23 protein-coding genes and 1 tRNA gene are annotated in these 21,160 nt (G+C 69.3%); 20 read left to right on the top strand and 4 right to left on the bottom strand.

All coding sequences use genetic code 11. The annotated features are described in order from the left end of the window. The first annotated feature begins 39 nt into the window (after positions 1-39). The 3 genes from ACTOWL_RS29765 to ACTOWL_RS29755 are packed head-to-tail and all read left to right on the top strand — an operon-like array spanning position 40 to position 3,087. Positions 40-1,317: an ABC transporter substrate-binding protein gene (locus ACTOWL_RS29765; protein WP_441324908.1), complete on the top strand. Its 1,278-nt coding sequence runs from the start codon at positions 40-42 to the stop codon at positions 1,315-1,317. Then, the gene (locus ACTOWL_RS29760) at positions 1,314-2,201 is read left to right on the top strand and encodes a carbohydrate ABC transporter permease (protein ID WP_441324907.1); all 888 of its coding nucleotides are present in this window, start codon (positions 1,314-1,316) and stop codon (positions 2,199-2,201) included. The genes ACTOWL_RS29765 and ACTOWL_RS29760 overlap by 4 nt, the downstream gene beginning before the upstream one ends. Before the next feature lie 10 nt (positions 2,202-2,211). Further along, complete coding sequence (locus ACTOWL_RS29755) at positions 2,212-3,087, top strand: carbohydrate ABC transporter permease (RefSeq protein WP_441324906.1); 876 nt, start codon at positions 2,212-2,214, stop codon at positions 3,085-3,087. A gap of 30 nt (positions 3,088-3,117) precedes the next feature. Here the strand turns inward: ACTOWL_RS29755 and ACTOWL_RS29750 are convergent, their stop codons facing one another. Next, complete coding sequence (locus ACTOWL_RS29750) at positions 3,118-4,110, bottom strand: LysR family transcriptional regulator (RefSeq protein ID WP_441324905.1); 993 nt, start codon at positions 4,108-4,110, stop codon at positions 3,118-3,120. A 652-nt stretch (positions 4,111-4,762) separates the two neighbouring features. Between ACTOWL_RS29750 and ACTOWL_RS29745 the strand changes: the two genes are divergently transcribed. From ACTOWL_RS29745 to ACTOWL_RS29735, 3 genes are all read left to right on the top strand, one after another. Then, complete coding sequence (locus ACTOWL_RS29745) at positions 4,763-6,124, top strand: ROK family protein (protein WP_441324904.1); 1,362 nt, start codon at positions 4,763-4,765, stop codon at positions 6,122-6,124. 61 nt (positions 6,125-6,185) lie between these two features. Then, positions 6,186-7,208: a substrate-binding domain-containing protein gene (locus ACTOWL_RS29740; RefSeq protein ID WP_441324903.1), complete on the top strand. Its 1,023-nt coding sequence runs from the start codon at positions 6,186-6,188 to the stop codon at positions 7,206-7,208. Between the two features lie 9 nt (positions 7,209-7,217). Continuing rightward, on the top strand, positions 7,218-7,472 hold the full coding sequence (locus tag ACTOWL_RS29735) for a LysR substrate-binding domain-containing protein (RefSeq protein WP_441324924.1): 255 nt from the start codon (positions 7,218-7,220) through the stop codon (positions 7,470-7,472). A 303-nt stretch (positions 7,473-7,775) separates the two neighbouring features. Here ACTOWL_RS29735 and ACTOWL_RS29730 read toward each other — a convergent pair. Beyond that, a tRNA-Gly gene (locus ACTOWL_RS29730) sits at positions 7,776-7,850 on the bottom strand. A gap of 166 nt (positions 7,851-8,016) precedes the next feature. On the opposite strand from ACTOWL_RS29730, the gene ACTOWL_RS29725 reads away from it, so the two are divergent. From ACTOWL_RS29725 to ACTOWL_RS29700, 6 genes are read left to right on the top strand one after another with little or no spacing between them, the layout of a single operon-like run. Beyond that, positions 8,017-8,631 carry a prolyl-tRNA synthetase associated domain-containing protein gene (locus tag ACTOWL_RS29725; protein ID WP_441324902.1) on the top strand — a complete coding sequence of 205 codons (615 nt, stop codon included), beginning with the start codon at positions 8,017-8,019 and terminating at the stop codon, positions 8,629-8,631. Positions 8,632-8,691: 60 nt separating this feature from the next. Further along, the gene (gene trxA, locus ACTOWL_RS29720; RefSeq protein WP_441324901.1) at positions 8,692-9,609 is read left to right on the top strand and encodes a thioredoxin; all 918 of its coding nucleotides are present in this window, start codon (positions 8,692-8,694) and stop codon (positions 9,607-9,609) included. A 13-nt stretch (positions 9,610-9,622) separates the two neighbouring features. Beyond that, positions 9,623-10,282, top strand: a complete 660-nt coding sequence (locus tag ACTOWL_RS29715) for an LON peptidase substrate-binding domain-containing protein (protein ID WP_441324900.1) — start codon at positions 9,623-9,625, stop codon at positions 10,280-10,282. Between the two features lie 27 nt (positions 10,283-10,309). Then, positions 10,310-10,558: a Trm112 family protein gene (locus ACTOWL_RS29710; protein WP_441324899.1), complete on the top strand. Its 249-nt coding sequence runs from the start codon at positions 10,310-10,312 to the stop codon at positions 10,556-10,558. A 4-nt stretch (positions 10,559-10,562) separates the two neighbouring features. Next, a complete protein-coding gene (locus ACTOWL_RS29705; RefSeq protein ID WP_441324898.1) occupies positions 10,563-10,955 on the top strand; it encodes a gamma-butyrobetaine hydroxylase-like domain-containing protein in 393 nt (130 codons plus the stop codon). Then, positions 10,945-12,213: an adenylate/guanylate cyclase domain-containing protein gene (locus ACTOWL_RS29700; protein ID WP_441324897.1), complete on the top strand. Its 1,269-nt coding sequence runs from the start codon at positions 10,945-10,947 to the stop codon at positions 12,211-12,213. The genes ACTOWL_RS29705 and ACTOWL_RS29700 overlap by 11 nt, the downstream gene beginning before the upstream one ends. Here the strand turns inward: ACTOWL_RS29700 and ACTOWL_RS29695 are convergent. Together ACTOWL_RS29695 and ACTOWL_RS29690 are read right to left on the bottom strand one after the other, a co-directional pair. Beyond that, positions 12,210-13,013: a creatininase family protein gene (locus ACTOWL_RS29695; RefSeq protein WP_441324896.1), complete on the bottom strand. Its 804-nt coding sequence runs from the start codon at positions 13,011-13,013 to the stop codon at positions 12,210-12,212. The two genes, ACTOWL_RS29700 and ACTOWL_RS29695, sit on opposite strands and share 4 nt — an antisense overlap. A gap of 14 nt (positions 13,014-13,027) precedes the next feature. Continuing rightward, positions 13,028-13,420 carry a RidA family protein gene (locus ACTOWL_RS29690; RefSeq protein ID WP_441324895.1) on the bottom strand — a complete coding sequence of 131 codons (393 nt, stop codon included), beginning with the start codon at positions 13,418-13,420 and terminating at the stop codon, positions 13,028-13,030. A gap of 281 nt (positions 13,421-13,701) precedes the next feature. Here ACTOWL_RS29690 and ACTOWL_RS29685 point away from each other — a divergent pair, with 281 nt between their 5' ends. The 8 genes from ACTOWL_RS29685 (at position 13,702) to ACTOWL_RS29650 (ending at position 20,947) form a co-directional block, all read left to right on the top strand. After that, positions 13,702-14,724, top strand: a complete 1,023-nt coding sequence (locus ACTOWL_RS29685; RefSeq protein WP_441324894.1) for an ABC transporter substrate-binding protein — start codon at positions 13,702-13,704, stop codon at positions 14,722-14,724. A 16-nt stretch (positions 14,725-14,740) separates the two neighbouring features. After that, complete coding sequence (locus ACTOWL_RS29680; protein ID WP_441324893.1) at positions 14,741-15,541, top strand: ABC transporter ATP-binding protein; 801 nt, start codon at positions 14,741-14,743, stop codon at positions 15,539-15,541. After that, positions 15,538-16,398, top strand: coding sequence for an ABC transporter permease (locus ACTOWL_RS29675; protein ID WP_441324892.1), 861 nt, complete (start codon positions 15,538-15,540; stop codon positions 16,396-16,398). Before ACTOWL_RS29680 ends, ACTOWL_RS29675 begins: the two co-directional genes overlap by 4 nt. Position 16,399: 1 nt before the next feature. Next, positions 16,400-17,731 (top strand): cytosine deaminase, encoded by a 1,332-nt coding sequence (locus ACTOWL_RS29670; protein ID WP_441324891.1) that lies wholly within the window; start codon positions 16,400-16,402, stop codon positions 17,729-17,731. Beyond that, the gene (locus tag ACTOWL_RS29665) at positions 17,728-19,134 is read left to right on the top strand and encodes an FAD-binding oxidoreductase (protein ID WP_441324890.1); all 1,407 of its coding nucleotides are present in this window, start codon (positions 17,728-17,730) and stop codon (positions 19,132-19,134) included. The genes ACTOWL_RS29670 and ACTOWL_RS29665 overlap by 4 nt, the downstream gene beginning before the upstream one ends. Continuing rightward, positions 19,131-19,718 (top strand): NAD(P)H-dependent oxidoreductase, encoded by a 588-nt coding sequence (locus tag ACTOWL_RS29660; RefSeq protein ID WP_441324889.1) that lies wholly within the window; start codon positions 19,131-19,133, stop codon positions 19,716-19,718. The genes ACTOWL_RS29665 and ACTOWL_RS29660 overlap by 4 nt, the downstream gene beginning before the upstream one ends. An 88-nt stretch (positions 19,719-19,806) precedes the next feature. Continuing rightward, positions 19,807-20,274 carry a hypothetical protein gene (locus ACTOWL_RS29655; RefSeq protein WP_441324888.1) on the top strand — a complete coding sequence of 156 codons (468 nt, stop codon included), beginning with the start codon at positions 19,807-19,809 and terminating at the stop codon, positions 20,272-20,274. Between the two features lie 40 nt (positions 20,275-20,314). After that, positions 20,315-20,947, top strand: a complete 633-nt coding sequence (locus ACTOWL_RS29650) for a hypothetical protein (RefSeq protein WP_441324887.1) — start codon at positions 20,315-20,317, stop codon at positions 20,945-20,947. The last annotated feature ends 213 nt before the right edge of the window (positions 20,948-21,160 follow it).

Genomic DNA, 21,160 nt, shown 5'->3' with positions numbered 1-21,160 from the left:
AAGGCATCGCCCCGGGCCGCAAACGGGAGGCTGTGGACGATGCATTCGACATCCGTACGGGCGAAGGCCGCCGGGATCGCGCTGGGCGCCCTCCTGGCGGGCGCGGCCGGCTCCGCCCTGGCCGACGACCCGGTCACCCTGACCCTGGGCAGCTGGCGCACCGAGGACATCGCGGTCTGGCAGGACAAGGTGCTACCGGCCTTCGAGGCGGCGCATCCGGGCATCAAGATCGAGTTCGCGGCGATCAACACCAACGAGTACAACGCCGCGATCCAGTCCCAGATCGAGGGCGGCGCCGGGCCGGACCTGATCACCTGCCGCCCCTTCGACGTGAACGCCGAATGGATCCGCCGCGGCTATCTGGCCAAGCTGGACGGGCTGGACGGGCTGGAGAATTTCGACGCCACCGCGAAGGCCGCCTGGACCGGCGCGGACGGCGCCAGCTATTGCCTGCCGGTGGCCGCGGTGCTGGCCGGCTTCTACTACAACATCGACATCTTCGAGCAGCTCGGGCTGAAGGTGCCCACCACCAGCGCCGAGTTCCTGGCGGTGCTGCAGAAGATCAAGGATGACGGCCGCTACACGCCGCTGTCGGTCGGGTCGGCGGAGGCCTGGCAGCTGGCCTATGACGGCCTGTACAGCATCGGTCCCGCCTACTGGAAGGGCGAGGACGGGCGGCTGGGGCTGATCAACGGCAGCAAGAAGCTGACCGACCCGGACTTCGTGGCCGCCATCGCCGCGCTGAAGGCCTGGATGCCGTTCCTGCCGTCGGGCCAGGAAAGCCTGCAATATGCCGACATGACCCAGCTGTTCACCCTGGGCAAGGCGGCGATCCTCCCGGACGGGTCGTGGAACATCAACCAGGTGACCGCGACCGGGCTGAAGGTCGGCGTGTTCGCGCCGCCGGTCGTCAATGCCGGCGACCAGCGCTACATGCAGGAGATGCCGGACATGGCGATCGGCATCAGCGCCGCCAGCAAGCACCAGGACGCGGCCCGCACCTTCCTGACCTGGATCGCCGGCAAGAAGTTCCAGGAGATCTATGTCAACGCCGCGCCCGGCTTCTTCGCCATGAGCAGCCAGCCGGTGCACTACCAGAACGCCCTGGCGCAGGCCTTCGCCGACCTGAAGACCGGCGCCAAGCTGACGCCGCGGCTGGCGCTGGACCGGCTGAGCGCCGGCACCCCGCCGCTGGACGACGAGATCTGGCGGCTGCTGCAGGTGATGTTCACCACCCCGGACACGACGCCGGAGCAGGTGGCCAAGGAGCTGCAGGCCGGCCTCGCCTCCTGGTACAAGCCGCAGATGGGCCAGTGACCCGCGCCGCGTCGGCCCGCCGCAGCCTGGCCCTGTTCGTCGCGCCGGCGCTGGCGATCTACCTCGTCTTCGCGGTGCTGCCGCTGGCGACGTCGATCGTGATGAGCCTGTTCGACACCAGCGGGCGGGCCGGCGCGGTGTTCATCGGCCTGGGCAACTACATCCACCTGTTCACCCAGCCGGTGGTCAGCGCCCGGTTCTGGAACGCGCTGCTGAACAACGCCAAATACTTCGCCATCCATGTCGCGGTCGAGGTGCCGGTCGGCCTGCTGCTGGCCGCGCTCCTCACCTCCGACGCGGTGCGGCGGGCCGAGGGCGTCTACCGCACCCTGCTGTTCATCCCGGCGACGCTGTCGGTGGTGATCGTCGGCTTCATCTGGCGGCTGATCCTGAACCCGCTGTGGGGCCTGGTCGGCTTCCCGCTGCTGGGCAACCAGATGACGGCGCTGCCGACCATCTCGCTGATGTCGGTCTGGCAGTATGTCGGCATCCCGATGGTGTTCCTGTACAGCGCCCTGCTGGCCGTGCCGCGCGACGTGGTCGAGGCGGCGCGGATCGACGGCGCCGGGCCCTGGCGCATCTTCTGGTCGGTGAAGTTCCCGCTGATCGTGCCGCAATTCGGGCTGATCGTGATCCTGACCTTCATCTGGACCTTCAACGGCTTCGACCTGGTCTTCGCCCTGAACGGGTCGGCCCCCGGGCCGAACTACAGCACCGACATCCTGGGCACCTTCTTCTACCGCACCTTCTTCGGCTCCAGCGGCCAGGTGGCGGATCTCGACCTCGGCGCCACCGTGGCGGCGGTGATCTTCACGCTGATGCTGGCCGTCACCGCGGTCTATTTCTGGCTGGTGCAGCGGCGGCTGAAGCCGCATGCGCTCTAGGGGACCTTCGATGAGCGCGATCGTCCGGGACATCGGCGCCGTCCGCCAGGGCCGAAGCACCCGCCGCTGGAGCGCGGAGCAGGTCGTCACCCATGCCGTGCTGATCCTGTTCGTGGCCCTGGCGCTGGGCCCGATCGCGGTGGTCATCATCAACTCGCTGAAGACGACGCCGGCGATCTTCGGCGGGCCCTTCGCCCTGCCGAATGCGGAGACCTTCAGCCTGGACGGCTACCGCCGGGTGGTGACCCGCGGCAACTTCCTGCTGAACTACCGCAACAGCCTGGTCGTCACCGTCGCCTCGGTCGGGCTGACGCTGCTGGTCTCGACCCTCGCCGCCTATGCCCTGGTCGAGTACCGGGTGCGGATCGTGCCGCTGCTGGCCGGGCTGTTCATCGCCGGGGTGATGCTGCCGATCCGGCTGGGCACCATCCCGATCATCCAGCTGATGGTCGCCTGGGGCCTGATGGACACGCTGGCCGCCCTGATCCTGGTCTATACGGCGATGAGCATCCCGATCGCCGTGACCATGCTGATGACCTATTTCCGCACGGTGCCGACCGAGCTGAAGGAGGCGGCCCGGATCGACGGCGCCAGCGAGCTGCGCACCTTCCGCATCGCCCTGCCCCTGGTCCGGCCCGGCCTCGCCGCCGTCGCCACGGTGACCATGCTGCCGATCTGGAACGACCTGTGGTTCCCGCTGATCCTGGCGCCGGGCAGGGCCAACCAGACCGTGACCCTGGGCGTGCAGCAATTCGTCGGCCAGTTCCTGAACGACTACCCGGCGCTGCTGGCCGCCCTGACCATGGGCGCGGTGCCGCTGGTGCTGCTGTTCATCCTGTTCTCGCGCCAGTTCATCCGCGGCGTCAGCCAGGGCTTCAGCAAATAGGGCCGCTCCGGATTCGTGTCGAGGCCGGGATCAGGAGGCGATGGCGGCGTGCGGCAGGCTGTGGACCACATCCATGGTGGCGGCAGCGAGTTCGGAGCGCATCCAGCCGTGTTCGCCGTCGCGATGGCGGCGTTCGTGCCAGATCAGCGACACCTCGTAGGGCGGCAACTCGATCGGCAGCTCCATCACCCTCAGCGGCAGCATCGCCGCCGCCCGCGTCGCAACGCGCAGCGGCACGGTGAGCACGAGATCGGTCTCGGCCACCATCATCGGCGCCGCCATCACGTTGGGCACGATCAGCGGGTCGCGGTCGGGCAGGTTCAACTGCGCCAGCGCGTCGTAGATCTGGCCGAAGCCGTCCTCGGCGCCCGGCGAGATCACGGCGTGGCGGAGCGCCGAGAACCGGTCCGCCGTCCACTCGTGCTGCAACGACGGGTGGTCCTGGCGCACCAGGCAGACGAAGCGGTCGGTGTAGAGCGTGCGCCGGAAGAAGCCCGGCGGCGTGTCGTCGACCTGGCCGACGGCGAGATCGACCTCACCGCTTTCGAGGCGCTTGAGCGACCCGGCCAGGAGGGAGCAGACGACGACGTCGAGATTCGGCGCCCGCGACCGGAGGCGCGGCAGCAGCCGGGGCAGCAGGACCAGCGCCTGGTGCTCGGGCATCGCCACGATGATCTTCGATTTCGCCTCTTCGGGCCTGAAGCTGCGGCTGACCAGGATCTCGCGGATCGGCTCGAGCGCGGATGGCAGCTTCGCCCGCAGCTGCTCGCCGCGCGCCGTCAGCGTCGGGCCGGCGGAGGTGCGCACCAGCAGGTCGTCGCCGAACATGCCGCGCAGCCGCGCCAGCGCCCGGCTCATCGCCGGCTGGCTCAGGCCCACGCGCCGTCCGGCGTGGGTGACGTTGCGCTGCTCCAGCAGCGCCTCCAGCGCCACCAGCAGGTTGAGGTCGACCGAGGCGAGGTTCGTCCGACGGACATCGGATGCCCTTGCGCTGGTGTCCAGCATCGCCTGCGCGGCGGTCACGGTCCCGTCTCCGGCCAGGATTTGCCGGCACGACCATGCCGGCCCGGGTTCATTCCCATGTCAGCGCGCATGCATTCCTCCATGGCTTGGTGTTGCAAGGCCGGCGTGATGTGCGCAAAGCCGGTCGGCGGACGCGGGAACCGCAACCGGCAGTCAGTCCGACATCAGGTCTGTTCGGGAGGGCCGTCGACGGTCCGTCGCACCTTGTCGAATGGCCGTCGTTTCAGGGATTGCAGCTTAGGTGTTTGTTCACAATCATCGTAGATTGCGATTTCGCGCCCGGGGCGCCGGGACTGCCGAAAGATTGGGAGCGATCGCCAGACAGAAAAATATCAGCATGGGCATTACACACCCAAATATCAGCGCCCCTTCATTTGCGGTGAGTGACATGGCTCTCCTCCCTCGGACAAGCGCCTCCGCCCTGCCGCGTCATCCGGGACTGCGCCGCCGGAAGTTGGCGAATTGCAGACCGCCATCGACGGCTTTTCCATCCGTTATCAATATGATTGCAATCGATTCGGCGACGGGTCAAACGATTACGGCGCATAAAGAGGCCGACTTTTGCCGGAAAATTCGAAACCCCAGTTGTATCAAGGCAATTTCCGGTCCATTGATGCTTGGTTCGGATCCCGAGAGGGAAGGAGCTGCATCGATGACAAAAGGCCCCGGCCCCGGCGCCCAGGCAGCACCCGAGCAGGCGAAGCCGGCCCGATCGGTCGGGCGACCGCGCACGATCGAGGCCGCCCATGCCAGCCTGGCGCAGCTGCTGACCCTGATCCGCAGCGGCCGCGCGACCACCCGGCTCGAGCTCGAGCACGAGGCGGAGCTGGGCCGTGCCGTGGTCGCCGACCGGCTCGCCATCCTCGAGGCGTTGGGACTTGTCGAGGAGGGCGACCTCGGCCAGCCCGGCCGCGGCCGGGCGCCGCGCCATCTGCAGTTCCGCAGCAATGCCGGGGCGCTTCTGGTGGCCGCGCTCGACCGCTCCTCCATCGCCGTCGGCGTCGCCGACCTGGCCGGCCGGCTGCTGGTCCAGCATCATGAGGCGGCGGATCTCGGCGCCGGCCCGGCCGTCATCCTCGATCGCCTGACCACCCTGCTGCTGTGGCTGATGGAGGATCACGGCGGCAAACCGGCGATCTGGGGCGTCGGCCTGGCGCTTCCCGGCCCCGTCGGCACGGACGGCAGCGAAGCCGGGACACCGCTGGCGCTGGAGACGCTGGAGGAGTGGGCCAGGCTCGATCTCGTCTCCGAGATGGTCCTGCGCTTCGGCGCCCCGGCCTGGGTCCAGAGCCGCACGCAGATGATGACGATGGGCGAGCTGAGATCGGGCACCGGCGCTCCCGACATGCTGTTCGTCAATCTTGGACACACCATCACCGCCGGCGTCGTCTCCGCCGGCCGGCTGCATCGCGGCGCCCAGGGCGTGGCCGGCATGATCGGCCACGCCCCGACCGGCGAGGATGGCGCGGTCACCTGCCGGTGCGGCAGCCGCGGCTGCCTGGAGGCGATGGCCGGCGGCGACGCCATCGCCCGCAGCGGGCAGGCGGCGGCGCAGGATGGCCGCAGCCGCTATCTCGCCGATGCGCTGGCCCGCAGCGGCGAGGTCACGGCCGCCGATGTCGGACATGGGGCCCAGCTCGGCGACACCTTCTGTGCCGAGCTGATGGTCCGCTGCGGGCGGCTGGTCGGCGAAAGCCTGGCGCCCCTGGTCAATCTGCTGAACCCGTCGCTGGTCGTCCTCGGCGGCGATGTGAATGCCTCCGGCGACATCCTGCTGGCCGCGATCCGGGAGGCGATCTATCGCCAGGCGCACCCCCTGGTCACGCGCGATCTCCGGATCCTGCGGTCGCAGATGGCCGGCTCCTCCAGCCTGGTCGGCGCGGCCCAGGTGGCGGCCGACGAGCTGTTCGCGACCGAGATGCTGCAGGGCTGGGTCACCCTGGGCACGCCGCGCCGCCTGCCCGACCTGCTGGCGCTCGCCAATGCGGCCCGGCCGCCGGCGGTGCCGAGGTGAAACGCCGAAGAGGGGCGGCCTTTTCGACCGGGGACAGGACAATCGAGGAACAGGGGGAAGCATGGCGATCACGGGTCTGGGGCCGCATGGGGAACGGGCGGTACCGGCCGACCAAATCGTGATGTCGGAGGCGGAGGCCGCGGCCGCGCGGGCCGGCCGGTATTCCATTGCCGTGGTCCTGCACACCACGACCAGCGACTGGTCGAGCCAGGAGCTGGCCGGCATGGTCAGCGTGCTCGGTTCCTATTCCGCCGCGGTGATCGAGGTGGTCGACTGCGGCTTCGACATGAATGTCCAGGCCCGGGAGCTGCAGCGGCTGGCGCACGGGCCGGTCGACGCGGTGATCAGCATCCCGATCGGCAATGCCATGGTGGCCGATGCGCACCGATCGGTCTCGCGGGCCGGCAAGGCGCTGGTGCTGCTGGACAATGCGCCGACGGGCATGCTGCCGGGCATCGACTATGCCTGCGTGGTCTCGACCGACAATTTCGGCCTCGGCACCATCGCGGCCGAGCTGCTGTCGCCGCACCTGCCGGAGGAGGCGGTGGCCGGCATCGTCAACTACGGTGTCGACTTCTTCGCCACCTATGAGCGCGAGATCGCATTCCGCAAGTGGATGCAACTGCATCGACCCGATGTCACCCTGGTGCGCGACAGGTTCCAGACGATCGAGGAGGCCGGCGCGGCCTTTGACCGTCTGGCCGCCGACAACGACGACCTGGAGGGGCTGTTCGTCACCTGGGACGAGCCGGCGATCAGGGTCATCTCGGCGGCGCGGGCGCGCGGGCTCGACCTGCCCATCGTCACCGCCGATCTCGGCCTCACCGTCGCCACCGAGCTCTGCGGCGGCGGCCTGATCAAGGGCATCGCCTCGCAGCGCCCATATGAGCAGGGCGTGGCGGCCGGCATCGCGACCCTGCTGGCCCTGGTCGGCCGCCCGCTGCCGCACTGGATCGCACTGCCCGGCCTTGCGGTGACGGAACAGAACGTGATCGAGGCCTATCAGGTGGTCTGGCATGCTCCCGCACCGCCAATCCTCCTGAATGCGCGCAAATGGAGCGCGCCAAGGCTGGCGACATCCTAGCCGACGCATCTGGAGGCCGCGGCCCTGGGGCACGGCGTGGCCCTGGGCAGCACGGTCCTGGCCGACCGCCTGCTGCGGGAGGGTCGGCTGCGCCCGCTGTTCGGCCCGGTGCTGCGGGTCGACGATCCCTACTGCCTGGCCTATCGCCCGTCGTCGCTGCGGGACGACGACATCCGGACCGTGTGCGAGTGGTTCCGATCCCGGGCCGCGGCCTGGCAGCGTTCGAGCCCGCTGCCGTTTCCGGCATGGCCCGATCCGTCCTGATCGCAAAGGAGTCTCAGCAATGCGCAACCCGCACCATGCAAGCCAAGCCCCGGAGCTTGGCCTGCATTTGGGCCGGATTGAGTGCGAGGCTGTCAGTTTGACTGACCGAAAGCGCCACTTCCCGCCCTTTGCAGCCCCACGGCCATAGAGCGGTACGTCGTCCAGAACCGTGTGCCCCGCCATCCAAAAGCGGGCGCCCGGCTATAGCTTCCTGCCTGCTTCCCCGCTTGGGCAAGCACGGCCGGGGAAGCAGAAAGCGCCCTCGTGGGCGCCTGCTAGGTCTCTGATTGTCCTGGGAGAAACTGGAGCGGGCGAAGGGATTCGAACCCTCGACCCCAACCTTGGCAAGGTTGTGCTCTACCCCTGAGCTACGCCCGCTCTGGCGTCGCGGCGCCGCAGCGCCGTCGAGGTGGCGGGTTATATCCGATGCCGCGGGATTTGCAAGCACCTAAATGCGGAAATTCGCCGCCCCCGGTCGGGCCGGGGCCGGAGACCGTCGGGGGTGGGCTTGGAAGCGCCGCCGCGGCCTCGTATAACACCGACCATGACCGCGCCCGACAGCACCGCCCCCGACTCGTCCCCGCCCGCCGCCGCAGCCCGCCCCTGCGCGACCCCCGCCGACCTGTTCGCGCGGCTGCGCTCGCTCGGCGTCGAGGTGACGACGCATGAGCACGAGGCCGTGTTCACGGTCGAGGAATCGCGTCACCTGCGTGGCCTGCTACCCGGCTGGCACTCCAAGAACCTGTTCCTGCGCAACAAGAAGGGCCAGGCCTGGCTCGTCGTGTGCGAGGAGGAGCGCCGCGTCGACCTGAAGGCGCTGGGCGAACTGCTCGGCGCCGGCCGGCTGTCCTTCGGCTCGCCGGACCGGCTGATGGAGGCGCTCGGCGTCACCCCCGGCTCGGTCACGCCCTTCGCCATCATCAACGACGACGCCCGGCAGGTGACCATCGTGCTGGATTCCGACATGATGCGGCACGGCACCCTGCACTTCCACCCGCTGGTCAACAGCATGACCACGGCGATCGAGCCGGCCGGCCTGCTCGGCTTCATTGCCAGCTGCGGCCATGAACCCCATATCGTCGATCTCGACCCCGTCACCCTCCCGGCGGAGCCGACAGGCGACACACCACCGGCGGAGGCCGCGCCTGCCGGCGGCTGACCCCGCCGCTTGCCGCCGCCGGCCTTCGGCACAGATCAATACCAGACCTGGGACAACGCCATGGACGCCCTTCTCAATGCCGCCTCCGGCGGCGCCGCACCGGTGATCAAGGACAGCAACACCGCCGGCTTCCGCGCCGACGTGATCGAGGCCTCGATGGAGGTGCCGATCGTCGTCGACTTCTGGGCCACCTGGTGCGGCCCGTGCAAGACGCTGGGGCCGCTGCTGGAGAAGCAGGTCCAGGCCGCCGGCGGCAAGGTCCGGCTGGTCAAGGTCGACATCGACCAGAACCAGGCCCTGGCGGCGCAGCTGCGCATCCAGTCGGTGCCGACGGTCTACGCCTTCTACCAGGGCCGCCCGGTCGACGGCTTCATGGGCGCGGTGCCGGAGAGCCAGATCAAGAGCTTCGTCGACAAGCTGGTGCAGCTGGCCGGACACGATTCCCATGACCATGTCGACGAGCTGCTGGCCGAGGCCAAGAGCGTGCTCGACAGCGGCAACATCGAGGAGGCGGCCGGCATCTACCAGCATGTCCTGGCGCATGCCCCGGACAGCGCGGCGGCCGCCGCCGGCCTGGCCCGCTGCCTGATCGCGCTGGGCGAGTTCGAGCAGGCCAAGCAGTTCCTGGAGAGCCTGACGCCGGAGATGGCGCGCCACGCCGACATCGCCGCGGCCAAGAGCGCGCTGGAGTTGGCCGAGCAGAGCGCCGTCGCCATCGCCGGCCTGGCCGGGCTGCGCCAGCGGCTGGAGGCCAATGCGAACGACCACGAGGCGCGCTACGAGCTGTCGACTGCGCTCTATGGCGCCGGCGAGCAGGAGGCGGCGATGGACGAGTTGCTGGAGCTGTTCCGCCGCGACCGCGAGTGGAACGAGCAGGCGGCGCGCAAGCAGCTGGTCAAGCTGTTCGAGGCGCTGGGCCCGACCGACCCCCTGACCCTGTCCGGCCGGCGTCGGTTGTCCTCGCTGCTGTTTTCATGACCCGGTTCGGGACATGAGGAGGGGGCCGCGCGCGCCCGCCTTCCAGGACCTCGGCACCGACCTGCCGGTCTTCCCCCTGCCCGGGGTCCTGCTGCTGCCGCGCGGCCTCCTGCCCCTCAACATCTTCGAGCCGCGCTACCTCGCCATGGTCGAGGACGCGCTGGCCGGCGGCCGGATGATCGGCATGATCCAGCCGCGCCCCGGCCAGTGGCGCGCGACCCCGCCGCCGCTCTACGCCGTCGGCTGCGCCGGGCGGATCACCAGCTTCGACGAGACCGATGACGGCCGCTACCTGATCACCCTGACCGGGCTGTGCCGGTTCCGGGTCGAGCAGGAGCTGGAGGAGCGGCGCGGCTACCGCCGGGTGCGGCCGGGCTGGACCGGCTTCGCCGCCGACATGGCCGAGCCGACCCCGGCGGAGATCGACCGCGCCGGGCTGAACCACGCCCTGACCGACTATTTCCGCATCGCCGGCCTGTCCGCCGACTGGGAGGCGATCGGCCAGACCCCGGATGAGCGGCTGGTCACCTCGCTGGCCATGATCTGCCCGTTCGAGCCGCAGGAGAAGCAGGCGCTGCTCGAGGCGAAGGATCTCTGCGAGCGCACCCGAGTCATGCTATCGATCATCCGGATGGCGATCCATGGCGGCCATGCCGGCCGCGTGCGCCACTGACGGCCCCTGTTCCCGGACCCCCGTGCCATGACCGATACCCCCGATTCCGCCAGCGCCGCTGCCCCCGGCAGCCCGACCCCCATCAGCCCCACGGCGGTCGACCCGCGCCTGCTCGAGATGCTGGTCTGCCCGCTGACCAAGTCGCCGCTGCGCTACGACGCCAAGGCGCAGGAACTGATCTCGGACCAGGCGCGGCTGGCCTATCCGATCCGCGACGGCATCCCGATCATGCTGATCGACGAGGCCCGGCCGCTCGACCCCGACGCGCGGCGCTGACGCCATGACCGGGCACCAGGGCAGCCCGCCCCTGACCGGCAGCGCCGCCCGGCCGGTCGAGATCCGGCTGAAGCGGGCCGAGCGCGTGCTGGAGCTGCGCGTCGACGACGGTCTGCACGTCACCCTGTCGACCGAGCTGCTGCGGGTCGAGAGCCCATCGGCCGAGGTGCAGGGCCACGGCCCGTCGCAGAAGACCATCGTCGGCGGCAAGCGCAACGTCGCGATCACCGCGGTCGAGCCGGTCGGCCACTACGCGGTGCGGCTGGTGTTCGACGACGGCCACGACACCGGCCTCTATTCCTGGACCTGGCTGCACGAGCTCGCGACCCGGCAGGACGAGCTGTGGCGCGCCTATCTCGCCGCGCTGGAGGCGCGCGGCCTGTCGCGTGACCGATAAGGCCGACGCCCTGCCCGCCGCGACCGCCGCCGCCCTGGCCGGGCTGCGGCGCTGGCTGGGCAACCAGGCGCTGATGGCCGGGGTGGTTCAGGACGTCGCCTGCGGCTTCGCCGACGGCCTGCTCGCGGCCGGCATCCCGCTGTGGCGGGCCTATCTCTCGGCCACCACCCTGCATCCGGACATGGAGGCGTTCGGGCTGCTCTGGACCCGCGACGGCGGCCGCGAGAGCGAGGAGTATGGTCACGGCTCCTGGGGCAAGATCTCCAGCCCCAGCCCGATCTACGAGGCGGTGCTGGCCGCCCGGGAGGCCGCCACGGATCCCGCCGCCGCCCAGGCCGATAACATCGTGCGGCTGACCCGCTACCGGCTGGAGCGGGGCGAGGGGGTGGAGCGTTTCCCGATCCTCGCCGAGATCCACGCCGCCGGCGCCACCGACTATCTCTGCTTCATCCTTCCCTTCTCCTTCGACGGCACGCTGCACCCGCTGCGCACCGGCGCCTCGGTCACCCTGGCGACCGACCGGCCGGGCGGCTTCACCGCGGCGGAGGTGAAGGCGATCGGCGAGCTGATCCCCGGCTTCGGGGCCGCCATCCGCATCGGCATCGACCTGGCGGCCTTCCGCACCGTGCTGGGCACCTATCTCGGCCGCGACGTCGGCCGGCGGGTGCTGCATGGCGAGATCCGCCGCGGCTCGGTCGAGACCATCTCGGCCGCGATCCTGGTCGGCGATCTGCGTGGCTTCACCGCCCTGGCCGACGCCCTGCCGCAGGACCAGCTGGTCACCATGCTGGACGATTATCTCGACGCGCTGGCGACGCCGGTCGAGGCCCGGGGCGGGCAGGTGCTGAAATTCATGGGCGACGGTCTGCTGGCCACCTTCGCCTTCGCCGAGGACGACCCGGCCGAGACCTGCGGCCGGGCGCTGGCCGCCGCGGCCGAGGCGCTGGAACGGATCGCCGCGATCAATATCCGCCGGGCCGAAGAGGGCGCGCCGGTGCTGACGCTGGACGTGGCGCTGCATGTCGGCGACGTGCTGTACGGCAATGTCGGCTCGGGCCAGCGGCTGGACTTCACGATCATCGGCCCGGCGGTGAACGAGGCCGCCCGGCTGGAGAATCTGTGCGGCGTGCTGGGCGTGCCGATGGTGGTCAGCCGCCGCTTCGTCGAGGCGCTTGCGGCGCCGCAGCTGTTCCGCTGCCTCGGCCTGCAGAGCCTGCGCGGCGTTCGCGTTCCCGTCGAAGTGTTCACCCCGGCTTAGGCGCCGGGCTCCCACAGCCGCGCCAGGTCGAAGCCGTGCACGTCGCGGCACAGGGCGACGAAGGCGGTCGCCTGGTGGTCGACCACCTGCCGCCCCTTCTCCGCCGTCGCATTGGCCGCGTTGCCGACCGCGCCGCCGGGGTTCAGGTCCTGCGCCATCCAGCCGAACTGCGACACGCCGTGGGCCCGCAGATGCGCGAACTCGCGCAGGAACTCCAGCTGGGTCGACCGGAAATCCTCGGCCAGGTCCATCTTCACCAGGTCGGGGCGCAGATGCAGCATCACCGAGGTCTCCATGTCGCCGCCATGGATTCCGTACGCCGCCTCCTCCGCCGAGAACAGCCCGTCCGGGTTGCCGAAGCGCGACCAGGCCGAATGCGCCGCCAGCATGCCGTGCCGGACCCTGAGCTCGCGCGCCACCACGTCGAGGATCGGCACGTTGCCGCCATGCGAGTTGATCAGGATCAGCTTGCGCACCCCGGCCCGCCGCACGCTCTCGCCGATCTCGATCAGGTATTGCGTCAGCGTCTCCCAGGACAGGGTCAGGGTGCCGGGCGAGGCGATGTGCTCGTTCGACTTGCCGACCGCCTGGGTCGGCAGGAAGACCACCGGCAGGTCGGCCGGCAGCAGCTCCAGCACCCGCCGCACCATGCCCTCGGCGATGCAGGTGTCGGTGTAGACCGGCAGATGCGGCCCGTGCTGCTCGATGGCGCAGACCGGCTGCACCGCGATCCAGCCCTCGGCTCCACCATCCCGGAAGTCGAGCGTCGTCATCTCGTGCCAATGGCGCTTCGGCAGCATGGGTAGAATTCCTCTCAAACGGTCGGTCCCGCAGCGATCACCTCGACCTCGACCAGGAACTCCGGCCGCGCGAAGCCGGAGACGATCATCAGGGTCGAGGCCGGGGGCGGGTCGGCGACGACGCGGTCGCGCACCGCCATGTAGCCCTTGAGATGCTCCCGCCCGGTGACGAAGGCGTTGATGCGGATGATGTGCGACAGGTCCATCCCCGCCGCCGCCAGGATCGCCCGGATGTTCTCGAAGCACAGCTCGGCCTGGCCCTCGACCGTGGCCGGCACCGCCTCGTCCGGGCCGATGCCGAGCTGGCCGGAGCAGACCACGAGGCGGCTGCCGGCCGGCACCTCGACGGCATGGCTGTAGCGGGCGAAGGGCGGCCGGATTCCGGCGGGGATGATGGGGCGCGACAAGGGGATTCGTCTCCCGCAAAAGGCCAGGAACCGTAGGACCCCAGCCGGCCGGTGACAAGGTTGCCGGGTGCAAGAAATCTGGACTAGGCTGCCCAGTTGTTGGGCACCGGAGGGAAGGGCGTCGGCCGCGGCGCGCCGCCGTCCGGGCGTTCGACCGGGACCATCTCCCGCGGATCGCCGGCCGGCCGCGGCACTCCCAGCAACCGGCGGCGGATGGCACGGCCGTTGCATCCTGTCGTCTTTGGCGCTGCGGCATAAAAAACGACATAGGGATCGGCTTCATGCAACTTTTCGGACGGGTTCTCGCTCTCGCCCTCGGCCTGACGGCGGGAATGGCAGCCGGCGCGGCCTCCGCGGCCGACAAGGTCAGCTTCGGCACCAACTGGCTGGCCCAGGCCGAGCACGGCGGCTACTACCAGGCCGTGGCGGACGGCACCTACGCCAAGTTCGGCCTCGACGTCACCATCGCCATGGGCGGGCCGCAGGCGGCCAACCGGGCCCGCCTCGTCGCCGGCCAGATCGACTTCTTCATGGGCGGCACGCTGGACGCCTTCGATTCGGTCAAGGAAGGGGTGCCGGTGATCAACATCGCCGCCATCTTCCAGAAGGACCCGCAGGTGCTGATGGCCCATCCCGACCAGGGCATCGAGACCATCGGCGACCTGGCGAAGCTGGACACGCTGTTCCTGTCCGGCGAGGGCTACGACACCTATTACCGCTGGCTGAAATCGGCCTATCCCGGCTTCCGGGACGAGCAGTACAAGCCCTACACCTTCAACCCCGCCCCCTTCATCGCCGACCCGAAATCCGGCCAGCAGGGCTATCTGACCTCGGAGCCGCGGGACATCGAGAAGCAGGCCGGCTGGAAGCCCAAGGTCTTCCTGCTCGCCGACAACGGCTACGAGGCCTACGCCACCACCATCGCGGCGCAGCAGTCGATGATCGACCAGAACCCCGATCTGGTGCAGCGCTTCGTCGATGCCTCGATCATCGGCTGGTACAGCTATCTCTACGGCGACAACGCCGCGGCCAACGCCCTGATCAAGAAGGACAATCCGGAGATGACGGACGAGCAGCTGGCCTATGGGGTGGAGCAGCTCAAGGCCCAGCACATCATCGTCGCCGGCGAGGCCGAGACCCAGGGCATCGGCTGCCAGAGCGCCGATCGCTACAAGCGCTTCTACGACAGCATGGTCAAGGCCGGGGTGCTGGACGCCGGGCTGGATGTGAGCAAGGCCTTCACCAACCGCTTCGTGTGCAAGGGTGTCGGCCTCGACGTCTACAAGAAGCTGGCCGGCGGCTGAGGTGGATGCGGTCGCCTTGACCACGCCCGGGCACGGCGCCGACGCCGGGGTTCTGGTGTCGCTGGACGGCGTTTCGAAGCGCTTCGCCAGTGGCACCCTGGCCCTGTCCGCCATGTCGCTCGACATCCGGGAGGGGGAGTTCGTCAGCCTGCTCGGCCCGTCCGGCTGCGGCAAGTCGACGGCGCTGCGGCTGATCGCCGGGCTCGGCGCCCCCTCGGCCGGCACCATCCGCTGGCCGGGCGGCGGCGGGGGCGCGCCGGAGGGCGAGGTCGGTTTCGTGTTCCAGGAGCCGACGCTGATGCCCTGGGCCACGGTGTTCAAGAATGTCTGGCTGCCGCTGCGGCTGAAGGGCCTGTCGCGGGCGGCGGCGCGCGACCGGGTGATGGAGGCGCTGGCGATGGTCGGGCTCGACCGCTTCGCCGACGCCTATCCGCGCGAGCTGTCCGGCGGCATGAAGATGCGGGTGTCGATCGCCCGCGCTCTGGTCACCCGGCCGAAGCTGCTGCTGCTGGACGAGCCCTTCGCGGCGCTGGACGAGATCACCCGGATCAAGCTGAACGACGACCTGCTGCGGCTGTGGCAGGGCCAGAATTGGACCATCGTCTTCGTCACCCATTCGGTGTTCGAATCCGTCTACCTGTCGTCCCGGATCATGGTGATGGCGGCGCGGCCCGGCCGAGTGATCGAGGAGGTGGCGGTCGACGCCCCCTACCCGCGCGGCAACGAGTACCGGATGTCCACGCCCTACAATGAGCGCTGCCGCACCGTGTCGGACGCGCTGATGCGGGCGATCATGGTGGCGGCGGAGCAGCGATGACCCAGATCGGGATCCAGACCGGCGAGGACGAGGCCGCGATCGCCGAGGCCCGGCGGGCCGAGCCCGGCCACATCCGGGCGCTGGCGGCGCGGATCGCGGTGCCGGTGATCGCCTTCGGCGCCTTCGTCGCGCTGTGGCAGTGGTATGTCGTGGCCTATCAGGTGCCGCGCTACATCCTGCCGGCCCCGACCGAGGTGGCGGCCACCATGGTCGGCGACTGGCCGATCCTGTCCTCGGCCCTGGCGGTGACGCTGACCATCACCTTCTCCGCCTTGGCCGCGGCGCTGGTCGGCGGCGTGGCGCTGGCCATCCTCTTCATCCAGTCGCGCTGGCTGGAGCTGGCCTTCTACCCCTATGCCGTGGTGCTGCAGGTGACCCCGATCGTGGCGATCGCGCCCCTGATCATCATCTACGCGCCGTCGACCGAATCGGTGCTGCTGATCTGCGCCTTCATCGTCGCCTTCTTCCCGATCCTGTCGAACATGACCCAGGGGCTGAAGAGCACCGACCATAACCTGCTGAACCTGTTCGAGCTGTACGGCGCGTCGCGCTGGCAGTCGCTGCTGCATCTGCGCATCCCGGCGTCCCTGCCCTATTTCGCCACCGGCCTGCGCATCGGCGGCGGGCTGGCGCTGATCGGGTCGGTGGTGGCGGAGTTCGCGGCCGGCTCGGCCGGGGCGAAATCAGGTCTGGCCTTCCGCATCCTCGAGGCCGGGCGGCGGCTGAACGTGCCGCGGCTGTTCGCGGCGCTGATCCTGATCACCCTGACCGGCCTCGCCATCTTCGCCCTGACCAGCCTGGTGTCGCATCTGCTGCTGCGGCGCTGGCACGAAAGCGCCATCCGGCGGGAGAATTGAGATGGGTTTCGCCACGCTGCCGGACGCCCGGCGCTATCGCCTGACCAACGCCACCGTGCCGGCCTGCCTGACCGAGGGCGCGGATCTGCGGCCGGACCGCGACGGGCTGGCCCTGGCCGACCTGACCATCGACGGCGGCACCCTGGCCGCGATCCGCCCGGCCGGCAGCCCCGATCCGGACGGCCTGCCGGCGCTGGACCTCGACCGCGGCATGGCCTGGCCGACCTTCGTCGAGGCGCACACCCATCTCGACAAGGGCCATATCTGGCCGCGGTCGCCGAATCCGGATGGCAGCTTCGACGGGGCGCTGTCCACCGTGCGCGCGGACAAGGCGGCCAGCTGGTCGGCGGCGGATGTGCAGGCGCGGATGGAGTTCAGCCTGCGCTGTGCCTTCGCCCACGGCACCCGCCTGATCCGCACCCATATCGACAGCGACCCGCAGCAATACCCCATCTCCTGGCCGGTCTTCGCCGCGATGCGCGCGGAATGGGCCGGGCGAATCGAGCTGCAGGGGTCGGCCCTGGTCGCCATCGACTGGCTGCTGGACGATGCGTATTTCACCGATCTCGGCCGCACCGTGCGCGCCCATGGCGGCATCCTCGGCGCCGTCACCTATCCGGTGGCGGGGCTGGAGGCCGGGATCGACCGGCTGTTCGGCCACGCCATCGAGCACGGCCTCAACCTCGACTTCCACGCCGACGAGACCGGCGACCCGGAAGTGCGGACGCTGGCGCTGATCGCCGAGGCCGCCATCCGCCACCGCTTCCGCGGCCGGGTGCTGGTCGGCCATTGCTGCTCCCTGGCCCGGCAGCCGGAGGACGTCATCGACCGCACGCTGGACCTGGTGGCCGAGGCCGGCCTGGCCGTGGTGTCGCTGCCGATGTGCAACATGTACCTGCAGGACCGGCAGGCCGGGGCCACGCCGCGCTGGCGCGGGGTGACGCTGCTGCACGAGATGAAGGCCCGCGGCATCCCGGTGATGGTGTCCTCCGACAACACCCGCGACCCGTTCTACGCCTATGGCGATCTCGACGCGCTGGAAGTCTACGCCCAGGCGACGCGGATCCTGCATCTCGACCACCCGGTCGGCGACTGGCCGCGGGCGGTCACGGCCACCCCGGCCGAGGTGCTGGGCCGGCCGGAACTCGGCCGCCTGGCCGTGGGCGGCGGCGCCGACCTGGTGCTGCTGCGCGCCCGCAGCTGGACCGAGCTCTTGTCCCGCCCCCAGGCCGACCGGATCGTGGTTCGGAACGGCCGCGCCGTCGACACCACCCTGCCGGATTATCGCGAGCTGGACGCGCTGCTGGCGCCCGTCCAAGGAGAGAACGCATGACCGATCTCGCCGCGCTGAAGCGCGACCTGGAGGGGCTGCGGGTCACCGACGACCCGGTGCTGGTGAAGCAGAAGAGCCAGGATTTCTTCTGGTACTCGCCGGTGCTGAAGCGGCAGCTGGAACATGTCACCGGCGACCTCGTCGTGTCGCCGACCTCGGAGGCCGAGGTGGTGCAGGCGCTGAAGGCGGCCTATGCCCATGGCGTGCCGGTGACGCCGCGCGGCGCCGGCACCGGCAATTACGGCCAGGCCATGCCGCTGTCCGGCGGCATGGTCTTGAACCTGGCCCGGATGAACCGGGTGACGGCGATCCGCCCCGGCGCGGTGGCGGCCGAGGCCGGCGCCGTGCTGGCCCAGATGGACGCGCAGACCCGGGCCAAGGTCGGGCAGGAGATGCGGCTGTTCCCGTCCACCTACCGGATGGCGACGATCGGCGGCTTCCTGGCCGGCGGCTCCGGCGGCGTCGGCTCGATCCGCTGGGGGGGCCTGCGCAACCTCGGCAACGTCATGCGGGTACGGCTGGTGACGATGGAGGCGGAGCCGCGCATCCTCGACCTGACCGGCGAGGACCTGCTGAAGGCGCTGCACGCCTACGGCACCAACGGCATCATCACCGAGGTCGAGATCCCGCTGACCGCGGCGCCGGACTGGGTCGACGTCGTCGTCGGCTTCGACGACTGGATGGACGCGGTCCGCTTCGGCGAGGAGATCGGCCGGGCCGACGGCCTGCTGGTCAAGGAGATCGCGCCGGTCGCCGCGCCGGTGCCGCATGAGTATTTCCTCAAGCACCGCAAGTTCGTCCGCCCCGACCAGTCGGTGGTGCTGCTGATGGTGGCCGACTTCGCCATGGGCGGCTTCGAGGCCTTCATGAAGCGGTCGAAGGGCGAGGTGCTGTTCCGCGCCGACACCGCGACCGACGAGGAGAAGAAGGGCCTGCCGCCGCTGTACGAGCTGACCTGGAACCACACCACGCTGCGGGCGATCAAGATCGACCCGACCATCACCTATCTGCAGGTGCTGTACCCCTTCCCCGACCATCTGCGGCTGGTCGAGGAGATGACGAAGATCTTCGGCGACGAGGTGCCCGGCCATCTCGAGGTGATCCGCTTCGACGGCAACGTCACCTGCTCCGGCCTGCCGATCGTGCGCTTCACCAGCGAGAAGCGGCTGGACGAGATCATCCGCATCCATGAGGACCATGGCTGCCTGATCTTCAACCCGCACCGCTACACGCTGGAGGAGGGCGGGATGAAGCGCACCGACGCGGTGCAGCTGGAATTCAAGCGCGAGACCGACCCGCGCGGCCTGCTGAACCCCGGCAAGATGATCGGCTGGGACGACCCCGGCTACGACCTGAACTCCGGCCGCATCTACCTGTTCCCGGGGCTGCAGGCGACGGGGTGATCGTGCGCGTCCTGGTGCTGTTCGCGCATCCGGTCGAGACCAGCTTCCATGCCGCGCTGCACCGGGCGATGGTCGACGCGCTGCGCCGGGCCGGGCACGAGGTCGACGACTGCGACCTCTATGCCGAGGGCTTCGACCCGATCCTGACGCGGGAGGAGCGGCTGCACTACCACGACCTGTCGGTCAACCGTCGGCCGGTCGAGGCCCATGTCGACCGCCTGCTGCGGGCCGAGGCGCTGGTGATCATGGCGCCGGTGTGGAATTTCGGCTTCCCGGCCATCCTGAAGGGCTGGTTCGACCGGGTGATGCTGCCCGGCGTGTCCTTCGTCATGCGCGACGGCCGGGCCACCCCGAACCTGCAGCACATCCGCTCCCTGACCGCGGTCGTCTCCTATGGCGGCACGCGCTGGGCCTCGCTGCTGATGGGCGACCCGCCGCGCAAGCTGGTGCGGCGCTGGCTGCGCGGCCTGATCCGCCCCTGGGCGCCGGTGCGCTACCTCGCCCTCTACGGCATGAACCGCGCCACCGACGCCGACCGCGACGCCTTCCTGGCCAAGGTGGTCGGGGCGGCGGAGCGGCTTTGACGGTCTCGGGCTCTAGGATAGCGCCCGCAGAGGCAGCTGTGCTTATCCTGGCCGGGGTCGATGCGCCAAAGCCGCGGGGGAGGGTGGGTTGGCAGTTCTCTTCGATGGCGAGCTTTTCGCCGACTATCACCAGTTCTATCTGTCGGATGCCGCCGGTGGTGCGGAACTGCCGACGGACTGGACGGACGAGGCCTTGCGCCGCCGCATCCTGTGTGCGGTGGGAGTACTGGTGGTCTCAACGGCCCGGAACATGACCGTGCCCGTGCGAATAGAACTTCACCACGAGCAGCCGCAGATCGCGGCGGAGATTGCGGATCATATCGTCGTTGGCGATCTGCACACGTCCGGCGAGATCGTCATCGCCGGATGCACCGACTATCTGCCTGATGCCGCGCGCCGATCGGTTCCGAAAGGTGATCTCCGGGCAATGGTCGTGTTCACCGGCCTCGGCACGATCAATGAGGACGGCGTCGACGGCGAGGACCGCTATGTCGTCCATCTCTGGCCCGGCGAGAGCGACGGCATCGCCGTTCTGCGCCAATGGGACGAGGGATGATGATCCGAACGGCCGGTTGCGATTGATTGCGGAGAGGGCCATGGGACCACTTCTGCGAAAACTGCTGTCCATATCAGGCGAGTCGCTGGCGGAAACCATCGGTTCGGCAGAAGCAAGGCTGCACCTTCCCGAAGCCGGATCGGACCTTGCGTTTGCACTTGCCTCGAAGAATGGATTTTTTGCTTTTGAATCAGCGCTTTGTGTATTTCCGGCCACAGCATCTGAGCTGGCATATGACCTTTCAGCGTGGAACGATCCCGGTTTGTGGAAGAAAGATTACGGGCTGTTCCCCCAGAACTGCCTCTGCTTTGCAGAAGACATATTCGGCGAACAATTCTGTTTCATGGATGGGATAATCACAATATTTGACCCGGAAACGGAAGAATTTGAGCGCATCTGTACAACAATCGAGGAATGGGCCGGGCTGATTCTCGAAAAATTCAACTTCATGACAGGCTATCCTCTGGCCCATGACTGGCAGAAGAAGCATGGCCCCCTCCCGGCGAAACATCGGCTCGTACCACTGATGCCGTTCGTGTGTGGCGGCGCGTTCTCGATCGACAATCTTGCGGCCCTGGAGTCGACAAAGGGAATGACGTGGCGCGCGGACCTAGCCCGTCAAATCCGCGATCTTCCGGATGGATCAAAAATCCGCTTCGAAATCATCCCGTGAAGAAGGTGCCGGAGCAGGACAGCAGCCCGGAGGCGCAAGCGCCTCCGACCTCTCCCGCCGGGCGGGAGAGGCAAAGCAATCCGGATCTATCGGGATAGGGGGAAGCCTCGCGGCTCCCCCCTCCCACACCACCGGACATACGGGTCCGTATCCGGCGGTTCGGGGGATTAAGCGGTGAGCGGGTCGGCGACGGAGGCGAGGCCGAGGGCCTGA

The sequence above is a fragment of the Inquilinus sp. CA228 genome (assembly GCF_052078665.1).
Classification (GTDB): Bacteria; Pseudomonadota; Alphaproteobacteria; order DSM-16000; family Inquilinaceae; genus Inquilinus.
Note: the sequence above shows the minus strand (reverse complement) of the source record. Positions and strands in the feature narration are given on the sequence as shown.